The organism is Bacillus sp. V5-8f (assembly GCF_002863565.1).
In the GTDB taxonomy this organism is placed as follows: Bacteria; Bacillota; Bacilli; order Bacillales; family DSM-1321; genus Peribacillus.
In genome coordinates this window covers 226,640-239,378 of record NZ_PGUW01000005.1, presented here as the reverse complement: position 1 = coordinate 239,378, position 12,739 = coordinate 226,640, and the positions used below count along the sequence as shown (strand labels likewise).

Below are 12,739 nucleotides of genomic sequence, written 5' to 3'. Positions count from 1 at the left end.
TATCTATTCTAGCAAGTGCATATGTATGAAATAAAAACTTGCTTGGGGGTATTACGATGTCAATAGCAAGGCAGGACGCATGGACAGACAATGAAGATTTATTGCTGGCAGAAGTAGTATTAAGGCATATCAGGGAAGGGAGTACCCAGCTCAAAGCGTTCGAGGAAGTGGGCCGGGAATTGTCCAGGACATCGGCTGCCTGCGGCTTCAGATGGAATTCTTATGTCAGAAAACAATACCAATCAGGCATCGAACTGGCAAAAAAGCAACGGAAAGAAAACAAAAAAACAAACGTGGAGCAAATGGTCACAGCTACTGTTGTTCCTGTTTTCGCAGAGGATAAATTAGAACCTAAAAATCAGGGGCCTCAGGTTTCTTCTTCCGTTTCAATTGAAGAAGTTATACAGTATTTAAAAAAACTAGATGAACTTTCAAAGCTGTTCAGCAAGGAAAGGGACCAGCTTACAAACCGTTTTAATGAAATAAGAGAAGATTACGAGGCTCTGAAGGAAGAAAACAGGGCATTGAAGGGGCAGCTCAAAACCGTTGAAGAGGATTACAACTCTCTTTTACAGATCATGGATCGGGCCAGAAAGCTAATCATCCTTGAGGAGGGCAAAAAAAGCGAGACTGTAAAATTTCAAATGGATAAAAACGGGAATTTGGAAAGAGTGAATAAATGATAGAGGCGGGCCTATACGTTCGCCCATAGAGGCTCTATATGAGTTTTTTAAACAATGGAGCTGTGGGGCGTGTCCCCGTTTTCTTACAGGGACAGCCTCTTTTCTCTTTGTACAAAGGATCTTATAAGCCTTTCGGATGCCAGAGGAGAGGATTTTCACCAAGATCGCGTTCCATATCGTATTCTGCTGGCTGAAAGCCCATCTTGTTCCAAAACTCATGGGATTGCACGCGCGGATTTGTTTTAATGGGTAGGCCAAAACTCTTGGCAAATTCAACAAGTGCGCTTCCCAGCCCCTTATTTCGAAAATCTGGAAGCACTTCAAGCTTCCATAATACCAGGAATTCTTGCTTTGGTTCAAAGTATCTGTCAAATTTGGCGTTTCTTTCATACAAACTCATCCGCGCTACCAATTTATCTGCAAAGTAAATGCCATAAAAAGGTGATTCGCTGTCATTCTCGATGATGTTTGCTTCCAAATCATCCAGCATGGATAACTCCTGAAGCCCGTATTCCTTGAACTCCTTGAATTCTTCTAAAGTCTTGTAGTTTACAAGCAATCGTTCCACCTTGTACTCCATAACAAATCCCCCTCACGCAGTTTCAATTCCCGGTTTCATAATTTAGAAGAAAATGTTTTTTTGTGTTAGAAACCGCTTTAAATTCATTATATAATAAATCATCGAATAATTCTGCAAAAGTGAATCGTTACGAGAACAGCATACAGTTGCCCTGTATAATCTCCCGTAATCTTTCCTGTGAAGAATTATTTTGCTAAAATATGAAACAAAATACATAATGGAGCGGTGGATTCATGAAGATAGGGATTATCGGCGGAGGGGCACTCGGTCTGCTTTTTTCCGCTTATTTAAGTAATTGCCATGACGTAACGCTTTATGTTCGGACAAGGGAACAGGAAGACCTCATAAACGGGCAGGGCATTCTGCTAATCAAGGGAGGCAAGACGATACAAAAGCAGGTGGAGGTACGCAATTCAAACAATATAAGGGATGAAGAGGAGCTTCTGATTGTGGCTGTGAAGCAGTACAGTCTAATGGCATTGCTTGAAAAGCTTCGATACACCCATACACCCTTGTTTTTTATCCAAAATGGCTATTCCCATGTTTCGATGCTGGAAGAGCTTCAAACCCGTAATATTTTTCTTGGTGTGGTGGAGCATGGGGCACTTAAGCATAATGCAAACACAGTTGAACACACAGGAGAAGGGCAGACTAAAGTGGCTGTTTACAGAGGAGATAGCGGCTTTCCGATTTTAGAACGACAGATAGAGAATTTCCCGATTGTCTTGTCCGAAGATTACCAAAAGATGCTTGTTGAAAAGCTGGTCGTTAATGCTGTGATCAACCCATTGACAGGTGTACTTGGAATAAGGAATGGTGTTTTATTGGAAAACCCTTATTATTACACTCTTTTTACTAATTACTGTAAGGAGATTTCTGGGATATTGGATTTGGAAAGTGAAAGCATGCAAAAGCATGTTGAACAGGTGTGTAGGAAAACATCGTCTAATCGATCCTCTCTATTAAAAGATCTGGAAAGCGGCAAAAAGACAGAAATCGATGCAATTGTAGGTTATGTGATTCAAATTGCCAAGGAGAAAGACAAGAATTATGAGCTAACAAACACGGTTTACTGGATGGTTAAAGGAAAGGAAATTGAGGGGGAGGCTCATTCTTGATACATATATTTTCATCTTTGGCGGCTACATTTGTAACATTACCAGTGATCGCCTATATCATTCTTTTTATTTTAATAAAACAAATGACAAGAAATCACCGCCGGGCCGTGCATTTGGCAATGGATATCTCCTCGATTCTCTTTATTTTTGCCGTGCATTATCTCATTCTTGCAATCTGGGAACGGTCACTTTTTTGGCTGCTTTTGCTCATTATGATCGGATTAGCCTTTGTGGTAGTGATTGTTCATTATAAACTGAAGGAAGAAATCGATATCCAGAAAGTATTTAGGGGAATCTGGAGAATCAACTTTGCCTTTTTCTTATGTGCTTATTTTCTCCTTATCTTATTTGGCGTTGTGTACAGGATAAGCAATGTCTTGATTTCATGACAGACGGCCTATCCGCTAGTATGTGTGGTTCAAAGGTTATTTTGGGCTGGGCAAGATTGTTTGTTTTATAATGGGTCAGTGATATACTACATTAGAATTGACTGATTTGCGTAGAAAGGAAGTACCTTATGGAGATTAAAAATCTCGAACTGCCATCTTTAAACAAGTTCGCTTCTGATTATATGAAGGGCAATCTGCAAGCGGAGAATTATTTTCATTACGACCTGTCAAAACCCGGCATTTTTCATGAAAGATACAACGAGGTTATGACTCGTTCTTTTTTACGTAATGAACTGGCGGATTACATACAGCAATATATGGCACGGTTCGGCCCGGCGGCGGTTGTGGAAAAGAATATAGAAGATTTAAGAAAAGAGGATTCCGTGGTTGTCATCGGCGGGCAGCAAGCGGGATTATTGTCAGGTCCTCTATATACCATACATAAAGTGATTTCGATCATAAAATTAGCCGAGGAACAGGAACAGGCTCTGGGAAAGAGAGTGATCCCAGTGTTTTGGATAGCCGGGGAAGACCATGATTTAGCAGAGGTAAACCATGTATATATCTTGAAGGACGGGAATCCGGAGAAAAAGTCTTATCCATTATACCACCCCTTTAAGACCATGATTACAGACATGGAATTAGATGCTGACACGGCGATGTCTTGGATCTCGGAAATTCTGGAGTCATATGGGGAAAGCGAATTTACCAATGATCTATTGAACAAAATGAGGGCCATTCTTGAAAAAGAGGGTACTTTTGCAGACTTTTTTGCGGCACTGATGAATGAATGGTTCTGTAAATATGGGTTGCTGCTCATAGATGCAGGGGATCCCGCGCTCCGGAAAATCGAGTCGCGTTATTTCCGGGATCTCATCCAAATGAGCGGCAAAATAACGGATTCCGTACTGACACAACAAGCCTTTATGCAGGATAATGGCTACAAGCGCACAATAGAAATGGAGCAGAATGCTGCAAACTTGTTCTATTATGACCGAAAAAAGAAGGAACGGACCCTTCTTGAACGGTCTAACTCGTTATTTGTCGGGAAAAATGGGGAACTATCATTTACGGAGGCAGACCTCATAGAAATGGCAGAAAAACGGCCTGAGAGCTTAAGCAATAATGTAGTGACAAGGCCGCTCATGCAGGAGATGCTCTTTCCGGTGCTAGCGTTTATTTCAGGTCCGGGGGAGATTGCTTATTGGGCGGAATTGAAGCAAGCCTTTGAACAATTTGGCATGAAGATGCCGCCAATCATTCCGAGGTTGAACATCACCATTTTAGAGCGAGGGATTGCAACAGATATGGCTGAAACCGGCCTTGAACTGACCAATGTTCTAGTTTCCGGTACAAAGAGTGAACAGGATTTGTATGTTGAATCCGTAAAGGATGACACAGTTGAGAGCCTATTCAATGAGACGAAGCTCCTGTTGGCAGAAAAGCATCAGCTTATTTCAAAAAAGGTAATGGAGCTTGATAAGGGACTTGGACCGATACTTGCCAAAAACCGTGAATTGCTGCTGGGTCAATTAGACTTCATGCACGGAAAAGTTGTTAAAAGCACCATGCAGAAACATGACGTTATGCTGAGAAAGTTTCAAAGAGTGGAGACCTCATTATTTCCGGTTGGATCGCCGCAGGAACGGATATGGAACATTTTCTACTATTTAAATAAATATGGGCCCGAATTCATTGAGGATATAATGGACCTAGACTATAACTTTGACAATACCCATAAAGTAATATGTCTATAATAGGGAACTCGCCAACTTGGCGGGTTTTCTTTTTTTTGTGCGAATGTGCAGCAGGCATAAAACACATAAAACAAATATGTTTAAAAATATTGACACTAATCTTAAAAGGTCCTCATGTCTTCGCTCATAGCTTTCCACAGAACGTGGATGTTGTTTGGCCGCTCCTAGGGAGATACCTCTCGCTTATCTACTCGATTGATTCTGCCACGATAACAGGAAAATCTGTAAAATTCCTATTCGAAGTTCAGTTGTTTGTCTATTTTTGGATAACGATTCTCCGTTAAAAAAAACTGTAAAGGAAGGAAAACCTTTCTAGGTAGAGAAAGTAAAAATTAGTGGAGGAAAGTGGGGGATTGTGGTACATTTGAAATAGAATGTGGGGGTAGCGGGTATGTTTATGGGTGAATACCATCATAACATTGATAATAAAGGCCGCCTGATCATACCGGCAAAGTTCCGGGACAATCTGGGAGAAGAGTTCGTGCTTACCAGAGGCCTGGATCAATGTTTATTTGGTTACCCGATGGAGGAATGGAGACAGCTTGAAGAAAAACTGAAAGCCCTCCCTTTAACCAAAAAGGACGCCCGTGCTTTTACACGGTTCTTCTTTTCAGGAGCGACCGAAAGCGAATTGGACAAGCAAGGAAGGATCAACATCCCCACGCCGCTGACTTCCTATGCACAGCTCGAAAAAGAATGCGTCGTGCTTGGGGTTTCCAATCGAATCGAGATTTGGAGCAAGTCCCTTTGGGAAGACTATTTTTCAACCTCAGAAGATTCTTTCGCCGAAATTGCCGAAAATATGATCGGCTTCGATATATAGGCGCGGCGTATAATACGGAGGGAGAATCCATTTCAAATTATCGATTGGAAGGATGTTTACATGTTTTTGCACACAACTGTATTGCTTAAAGAAACGGTTGACGGGCTGGATATCAAGCCTGATGGAGTTTACGTTGATTGTACACTTGGGGGAGCAGGCCACAGCGAATATCTTTTATCGCAGCTTTCAGACGGGGGCAAGCTTTATGCCTTTGACCAGGATATTACCGCGATAAGAAATGCTGAGGAAAAGCTTAGCCGTTTTGGTGACCGCCTTACCCTCATCCAGAACAATTTTAAACATATCAAAGAAGAATTGGGCAACAGGGGAGTACATAAGATTGATGGGGTTTTATATGATTTAGGGGTTTCTTCACCACAATTGGATACACCGGAACGTGGATTCAGCTATCATCATGACGCCCCGCTTGACATGAGGATGGATCAAAGTGCGCGAGTTTCCGCATATGACGTTGTGAATAAGTGGCCATTTGAGGATTTGGTAAGGATTTTCTTCCAATATGGGGAAGAAAAATTTTCTAAACAAATCGCAAGGAAAATTGAGGCTGCACGAGAAAATAAACCGATCGAAACCACTGCTGAGCTGGTGGAATTGATTAAAGAGGGCATTCCCGCCCCGGCAAGAAGAAAAGGGGGCCATCCGGCCAAAAGGATTTTCCAAGCAATCCGCATTGCCGTGAATGATGAGCTGGGTGTTTTTGAAGACTCATTGGAACAGGCTATATCCCTTCTGAAGCCAGGCGGAAGAATATCTGTGATTACCTTTCATTCACTTGAAGACCGGATTTGTAAATCAGTTTTCAAAAAATATAGTGATTTGCCGCAGCTGCCCCCTGGCCTCCCAGTTATCCCTGAAGAATTTCAGCCTGCATTGAAATTGATAACCAGAAAGCCGATTTTGCCGAGTGAAGAAGAACTGGAAGGAAACAACCGCTCGAGGTCAGCAAAGCTAAGGATTGCCGAAAGAACTGAGAAACAGATGTAAGGGGGAAATAATTTGAGCTCGATAGCAAAAAAAATCCAGGAACAGCAGCAAGCTGAACACCAACAGACCGTCCAAACGGTCATTGTCCATAAAGGGAAAATATCGTTTGGAGAAGTGGTGCTGCTTTGTGCACTTGCCATAGCAATTGCGAGTGCCGGGGTGAAGATCATATCAAACCAGTCCGCTATATATAAAGCGAATAAAAGCATTCAGCAGGTTGAAGCAAAAATAGATGAGCAGGTAAAGGTCAATAACGACTTAAAAGTGGAAGTAAGCGAACTGAGCACATATGAACGTATTTGGAAAAAGGCTGCCGAACATGGCCTTATGTTAAACGAAAACAACGTGAAGGTAGTCGAGGATTGATGCAGAAAAAGAAGAATATGAGATCGGGAGCAGCGGGATTATTTGTAATTTTCGGCCTGCTCTTTTTTGTATTGATTGGCCGCTTTCTTTATATACAGATTACCGGAACGGCAGGCGGGGAAGTGCTGGCTGCCAATCTGGAGAAAAAATATAAAAAGCAGCATACGATAGAGGCAGAGCGGGGCACAATATACGACACCAAAGGAGAAATAATAGCAGAAGATACGTCATCCTATTCCATTATCGCCGTTTTGGATGACTCGGTGACGACAAATCCGAAAAATCCAAAGCATGTTGTTGATCCCGAAAAGACTGCTAAACAGCTGGCAAATTATTTGGAAATGGATGAACAAGATATATACAATAGGCTAACAAAAAAAGGGGCATTCCAGGTTGAGTTCGGTACAGCGGGAAGAGATCTATCCCATGAAGTGAAAAAAAAGATTGAGAAGCTGGAACTTCCCGGAATCATCTTTAAGCGCGATACGAAGCGGTTTTATCCAAACGGTATTTTTGCCTCACATTTGATTGGTTATGTCGAAAGGGACAATAAGAATGAGGAACAAGTGATTGGCAAACTTGGTATTGAACGATATTTGAACAGTTATTTAAAGGAAGAGGATGGTAAGGTAACATACGATAGCGATTCTTGGGGACTGCTGCTGCCTGGAAAAGAAGAATCTGTGAAGCCCCCAAAAAACGGGAAGGATGTAACGCTAACAATTGATAAGAAAATCCAGACCTTCCTGGAGGATTCTGTCACAAAAGTGCAGAAAAAGTACAACCCAAAAGAAATTATTGCGATTGTATCCAATCCAAAAACCGGAGAAATTGTGGCAATGGCACAGAGGCCGACCTTCCATCCCCAAACGAAAGAAGGATTGGCGGATACGTGGCGCAATTTGGCGACAGAAGAAACCTTCGAACCGGGCTCGACGATGAAAGCATTTACGCTTGCAGCAGCGGTGGAAGAGGGGAAATTCAATCCGAACGCTACCTTTGTCACCGGAACGTATAAGGTGCCGGGTACCAGAGGGATAAATGACCATAGCGGAATACCTCGTGGAAAACGGATTACATTCCTTGAAGGAGTGCAACGATCTTCAAATGTTGGATTTGCAACTATAGCGATGGATCAGCTTGGCCCGGAAAAATTTCGGGAATACCTGACGAAGTTTGGCTTTGAAAAACCAACCGGTATCGATTTGCCGAATGAAATCATCGGAAAGATTAAATATAAATACAAAATTGAAAAGGTAACTGCTGCATTTGGCCAGGGGATGACTGTTACCCCCATCCAGCAAATACAGGCAGCGTCTGCAATAGCCGGTGATGGAAAAATGATGAAGCCATATGTCATTAAAGAAATCAGAGAGCCGAATACAAAGAAAGTCATTAAAGAAACTAAACCCGTAGTCGCAGGCCAGCCGGTTTCAGCTGAGACAGCCAAAAAAGTCAGAGACTATTTGGCTACGGTTATCACTGCAGAGCACGGTACAGGGAAAAAGTATAAATTAGACGGATATGAAGTAGCGGGAAAAACCGGTACTGCCCAGCTCGCAGGTCCAGGGGGCCAGTACTTGACTGGCTTCAGTAACTATGTATTTTCTTTTCTCGGCATGGCCCCAAAGGATGACCCGCAGCTGGTCATGTATGTTGCAGTCAAGCAGCCAAAACTCGAAGGAGCAGAGGTTGGGGCTGACCCGCTATCAGATATCTTTAACCCTGTAATGAAAAGCAGCCTGCAGTACCTGAACATAAAACCTTCTAATCTCAAAAAACAAGGAATTGAAAAGATCGGCGACTTTACGGGACAATCAGCAGCCGAAGCATTAACCCAATTAAAAAACGCCGGTTATGAGGCGGTCAACGTTGGCAAAGGAAAAACTGTGGTTGACCAGGCTCCGAAGGCCGGAAGCGTCCTGCTCGAAGGCGAAAAGGTAATCATCAAAACCGATGGAGATATGACAGCCCCAAATATGCTCGGCTGGTCCCTAAGGGATGTGATGAAGGCAGCGAGCATTGCAAACCTTGACTTGAATACTAGTGGCAGCGGTTTTGTAGCTAAGCAAAATTTGAAGCCCGGGAGTGTTATCAAAGAGGGTGAATATTGTATTGTCGAGTTAAAAAAACCTGAAGATCTGTTAAAGAAAACGGAGCAAAAAGAAGAAGTATATGATTAACCATTTGAAAGCGACTGGCCAGTGGCCGGTCGTTTTTTTCATCAACAGATGCGAAGTGCGCTGAATCTTGTCCGTTCTAGACTTGTTTGTACAAGCATATAGTTTGAACAAGCCTAAAATGGAGGTGCACTTTTTTGCGTGTTTCAAATGTTACGGTCCGCAAAAGGCTGTTGATCGCTTTACTGGTAGGATTGCTCATTTTCCTTGTCATCGATATACGGTTGGGGATTGTCCAATTTTATTTAGGCAATTGGCTTACCGGCCAGGCAAAGGATTCATGGAGCCGGAATATTCCATTTGAGCCAAAACGCGGCGAGATACTTGACCGGAATGATGTGCCTCTTGCCACTAATGTCTCAGCTCCAACCGTATACGTAATTCCACGCCAGGTAGAAAACCCTGCTAGGACTGCTGAAAAACTGGCTGAAATCCTGGATATGCCAAAAGAGACAGCTTATAAAGAGATAACCGTTCAAGCGATGAGCTCAAGGCTTTCAAAAGGAAGAAAAATTTCCCACGAAAAGGCTAAGGAAATCAAGGCGCTTGGATTAAAAGGAGTGTATATTGCCGAGGATTCAAAAAGGCACTATCCGTTCGGTTCTTTTTTGTCCCATGTACTGGGCTTTGCCGGGATTGATAACCAGGGGCTTATGGGAATCGAGTTGTCCTATGATAAAGAGCTAAAGGGGGAAAGGGGATACGTAAAGTTTTATTCAGATGCAAAGGGAAAACGGATGAAAAACATGGCGGATGACTACAAACCGCCAAAAGATGGATTGAACCTTAAACTTACGATCGATAGCAAGATTCAAACGATCATTGAAAGGGAATTGGATATTGCCGAGGCCACTTACAATCCGGATGGTATCATTGCAATTGCCATGAACCCGAACAACGGGGAAGTGCTGGCAATGTCGAGCAGGCCTTCCTTCAATCCAGCAAACTTCAGGAACGTGCCGCAGGAAATCTATAACCGGAACCTGCCTGTATGGAGTACATACGAACCAGGGTCGACTTTCAAGATTATTACCTTGGCTGCAGCTCTCGAGGAAAAGAAGGTGAATTTGCTGGATGACCATTTTTTTGACAGCGGCCATGTGAAGGTAGGAGGAGCGACCTTGCATTGCTGGAAACGGGGAGGCCATGGATCACAGACTTTTTTGGAGGTCGTCGAAAACTCCTGTAACCCCGGTTTTGTGGAGCTCGGAAACAGATTGGGAAAAGATACTCTATTCAAGTATATTGATAATTTTGGCTTTGGCCAAAAAACAGGAATTGACCTGCAAGGCGAAAGCAAAGGGATCATGTTTAAAATGGACAGGGTAGGGCCTGTCGAACATGCGACAACGGCCTTTGGCCAGGGTGTATCTGTGACGCCGATCCAACAGGTTGCCGCCATATCGGCTGCCGTGAACGGCGGAACACTTTATACGCCTTATATCGCCAAAGAGCTTGTAGATCCGGAGACAGGCGAAGTGGTAATGAGAAAAACACCGCAAGCCAAAAGGAAAGTGATATCAGAGGAAACCTCAAGGCAGATTCGAGGGGCTTTAGAGTCGGTCGTTGCAAAAGGAAGCGGACGAGGGGCATTTGTAGAATCGTACCGTGTGGGCGGAAAGACAGGTACTGCACAGAAAGCCCAAGGCGGCAGATATCTGGAGAATAACCATATTGTTTCATTTGTAGGCTTTGCGCCAGCCGATAAACCGGAAATCGTGGTTTATATTGCTGTCGATAACCCAAAAGGGACAGTTCAATTCGGAGGGGTCGTTGCTGCGCCGATTGTTGGAAAGATCATGGAGGATTCTTTGCGCGCGATGAAAGTGAAGCCGAGAAAAGACCAAATTGAAAAAGAAGTAAAATATGGGGACCCCGTCATGGTGGAAGTTCCGGACCTTGTTGGCATGACGAGAAAAGATCTGCAAACCCAGCTATTAAGATTGAAGGTCGATATAGCGGGCTACGGAGATAAGGTTCTAAAACAAGCTCCCGAACCGGGGGTAAAGGTAAAAGAAGGCTCAACGATCAGAATATATCTTGGCGAAAATACAGATTAAGTATAAAATAGTACTAGGAACAAAGCGGCTGGGGAAATTCCAGCCGCTTTGTTTTCTGAAAAAAAGGGGCTAAAAAAGGGAGAAATCGCATATTCACAACGGTCATCCATAAAGGATATAATACATTTTGTGTGTTTATTTCACTTAATGACTTTCCTGCTGGTCGGGCATATAGGGGTCCGGGGGCAGGGCTTTGAGAGGAATGGAAAAATTGAAGCTGTATACTTTATTGTCTAATTTGTACTCGTTAAGTAAATTTGAAGGAGAAAATCCAGAAATTAAAAGCATTGAACATGATACCCGGAAAGTAGGTCCCGGGAGTTTATTTATATGCATTAAAGGCTATACAGTGGATGGCCATGATTATGCAGACCAAGCAGTAAAGGCGGGCGCCGTTGCCGTATTGGCGGAGAAGCCGCTTCCTCTTCCTGTGCCCGTTGTAGTGGTAAAGGACACCCAGCGTGCAATGGCGGTGCTTGCAGATGCTTTTTACGGCCGCCCAACACAAAACTTTCGTTTGATCGGAATTACAGGCACAAATGGAAAGACGACAACCAGCCATTTAATTGAAAGAATCTTCCGGGATTCAGGCGACAAAACTGGCCTGATTGGTACCATGTTTACGAAAATCGGAGACAAAACATACGAAACCAAAAATACTACTCCGGATAGCATCACGCTGCAAAAAGCATTTCACGAAATGGGTAACGAATGTGTGGGAACAGCGGTCATGGAAGTGTCTTCCCATGCGTTGGAGCTAGGAAGGGTGCATGGCTGCGATTTTGATATTGCGGTGTTTACAAATTTGACTCAGGATCATCTCGATTTTCACGGAACCATGGAACGATATAAGCATGCCAAATCCTTGTTCTTTTCACAGCTTGGCAATGCGTTCATCCAAAACCGGCCGAAATTTGCCGTTTTAAATGCCGATGATGAAGCGACGGAGGATTTCATAAAGTGGACGGCTGCCCACATATTGACATATGGCATCGACCGGCCGGCGGATTTAAGGGCAAGGGACATTGCAATTACTGCCAAAGGCACAGAATTCACTCTTGAGACACCACGAGAAAGCAGAAGAATTGCTCTTAAGCTGGCTGGTAAATTCAGCGTTTATAATGTCCTGGCTGCAATCGCAGCTTCCATGTGCGCAGGACTTGAGCTTAACCAAATTATTGCTTCTATTGAAGATGTTGAAGGAGTATCCGGGCGTTTCGAACTGGTGGATGCCGGACAGGATTTCTCCGTGATCGTGGACTATGCACATACACCGGATAGTCTGGAAAATGTACTGAAGACGGTTCGTCAGTTTGCCAAAAAGAAAATTTTCGTGGTCGTTGGCTGCGGAGGGGACAGAGACAAAGGAAAACGGCCAATCATGGCCCAAATTGCCTGTGATCTGGCGACTGATCCCGTATTCACTTCGGATAATCCGAGAAGCGAGGATCCAGATTCAATTCTGCAGGATATGCTGGCAGGTGCCACAGGCAGCACATACAAGGTCATTCCTGACCGAAAAGACGCCATTGGTTATGCCGTTTCCAAAGCAGAGAAAGACGATGTGATCGTGATTGCCGGAAAGGGTCATGAAACCTACCAAATTATCGGAAATCAAACGTTAGAATTCGATGACCGGATTGCCGCTAAAGAAGCGATTGCAGCAAGGAATCAATAATTGCTTTGTTTTTTTTCGCCGAACTGCAGCAAATGTTTTTATGCCAATTCTAACAATTGCATTCTTAAAAAAACATCTGTAACATATCATGAAAGTGATA

The 12,739-nt window shown here is 43.4% G+C and carries 11 protein-coding genes; 10 read left to right on the top strand and 1 reads right to left on the bottom strand.

Translation table 11 applies throughout. The features are described 5' to 3' along the window. Positions 1–56 precede the first annotated feature (56 nt). The gene (locus CUU64_RS08745) at positions 57–683 is read left to right on the top strand and encodes an RsfA family transcriptional regulator (RefSeq protein ID WP_101633177.1); all 627 of its coding nucleotides are present in this window, start codon (positions 57–59) and stop codon (positions 681–683) included. 121 nt (positions 684–804) lie between these two features. Here CUU64_RS08745 and CUU64_RS08740 read toward each other — a convergent pair whose 3' ends face one another. Then, on the bottom strand, positions 805–1,263 hold the full coding sequence (locus CUU64_RS08740) for an N-acetyltransferase (RefSeq protein ID WP_101633176.1): 459 nt from the start codon (positions 1,261–1,263) through the stop codon (positions 805–807). 233 nt (positions 1,264–1,496) lie between these two features. Between CUU64_RS08740 and CUU64_RS08735 the strand changes: the two genes are divergently transcribed. The 9 genes from CUU64_RS08735 to CUU64_RS08695 all read left to right on the top strand — a co-directional run bounded on the left by CUU64_RS08735 (position 1,497) and on the right by CUU64_RS08695 (position 12,639). Next, complete coding sequence (locus tag CUU64_RS08735; RefSeq protein WP_101633175.1) at positions 1,497–2,381, top strand: 2-dehydropantoate 2-reductase; 885 nt, start codon at positions 1,497–1,499, stop codon at positions 2,379–2,381. After that, entirely contained in the window at positions 2,378–2,770 is a 393-nt protein-coding gene (locus tag CUU64_RS08730; protein WP_101633174.1) for a DUF3397 domain-containing protein, read from the top strand. Before CUU64_RS08735 ends, CUU64_RS08730 begins: the two co-directional genes overlap by 4 nt. Positions 2,771–2,898: 128 nt before the next feature. Next, positions 2,899–4,527 carry a bacillithiol biosynthesis cysteine-adding enzyme BshC gene (gene bshC, locus CUU64_RS08725; RefSeq protein ID WP_101633173.1) on the top strand — a complete coding sequence of 543 codons (1,629 nt, stop codon included), beginning with the start codon at positions 2,899–2,901 and terminating at the stop codon, positions 4,525–4,527. 391 nt (positions 4,528–4,918) lie between these two features. Then, complete coding sequence (gene mraZ, locus CUU64_RS08720) at positions 4,919–5,350, top strand: division/cell wall cluster transcriptional repressor MraZ (RefSeq protein WP_101633172.1); 432 nt, start codon at positions 4,919–4,921, stop codon at positions 5,348–5,350. A 60-nt stretch (positions 5,351–5,410) separates the two neighbouring features. Beyond that, positions 5,411–6,355, top strand: coding sequence for a 16S rRNA (cytosine(1402)-N(4))-methyltransferase RsmH (gene rsmH / locus CUU64_RS08715; RefSeq protein WP_101633171.1), 945 nt, complete (start codon positions 5,411–5,413; stop codon positions 6,353–6,355). Positions 6,356–6,367: 12 nt separating this feature from the next. Then, the gene (gene ftsL / locus CUU64_RS08710) at positions 6,368–6,721 is read left to right on the top strand and encodes a cell division protein FtsL (RefSeq protein WP_101633170.1); all 354 of its coding nucleotides are present in this window, start codon (positions 6,368–6,370) and stop codon (positions 6,719–6,721) included. After that, positions 6,721–8,904: a penicillin-binding protein gene (locus tag CUU64_RS08705; RefSeq protein ID WP_101633169.1), complete on the top strand. Its 2,184-nt coding sequence runs from the start codon at positions 6,721–6,723 to the stop codon at positions 8,902–8,904. The genes ftsL and CUU64_RS08705 overlap by 1 nt, the downstream gene beginning before the upstream one ends. Before the next feature lie 134 nt (positions 8,905–9,038). Continuing rightward, positions 9,039–10,961, top strand: coding sequence for a stage V sporulation protein D (locus CUU64_RS08700; protein WP_101633168.1), 1,923 nt, complete (start codon positions 9,039–9,041; stop codon positions 10,959–10,961). Between the two features lie 211 nt (positions 10,962–11,172). Continuing rightward, a complete protein-coding gene (locus tag CUU64_RS08695; protein WP_101633469.1) occupies positions 11,173–12,639 on the top strand; it encodes a UDP-N-acetylmuramoyl-L-alanyl-D-glutamate--2,6-diaminopimelate ligase in 1,467 nt (488 codons plus the stop codon). Positions 12,640–12,739 lie beyond the last annotated feature (100 nt).

Excerpts from the sequence above, each read along its gene's own strand:
- bshC (WP_101633173.1), top strand. The coding sequence starts at position 2,899 with ATGGAGATTAAAAATCTCGAACTGCCATCTTTAAACAAGTTCGCTTCT.
- mraZ (WP_101633172.1), top strand. The coding sequence starts at position 4,919 with ATGTTTATGGGTGAATACCATCATAACATTGATAATAAAGGCCGCCTG.
- CUU64_RS08740 (WP_101633176.1), bottom strand. The coding sequence starts at position 1,263 with ATGGAGTACAAGGTGGAACGATTGCTTGTAAACTACAAGACTTTAGAA.
- CUU64_RS08735 (WP_101633175.1), top strand. The coding sequence starts at position 1,497 with ATGAAGATAGGGATTATCGGCGGAGGGGCACTCGGTCTGCTTTTTTCC.
- CUU64_RS08745 (WP_101633177.1), top strand. The coding sequence starts at position 57 with ATGTCAATAGCAAGGCAGGACGCATGGACAGACAATGAAGATTTATTG.
- CUU64_RS08705 (WP_101633169.1), top strand. The coding sequence starts at position 6,721 with ATGCAGAAAAAGAAGAATATGAGATCGGGAGCAGCGGGATTATTTGTA.
- rsmH (WP_101633171.1), top strand. The coding sequence starts at position 5,411 with ATGTTTTTGCACACAACTGTATTGCTTAAAGAAACGGTTGACGGGCTG.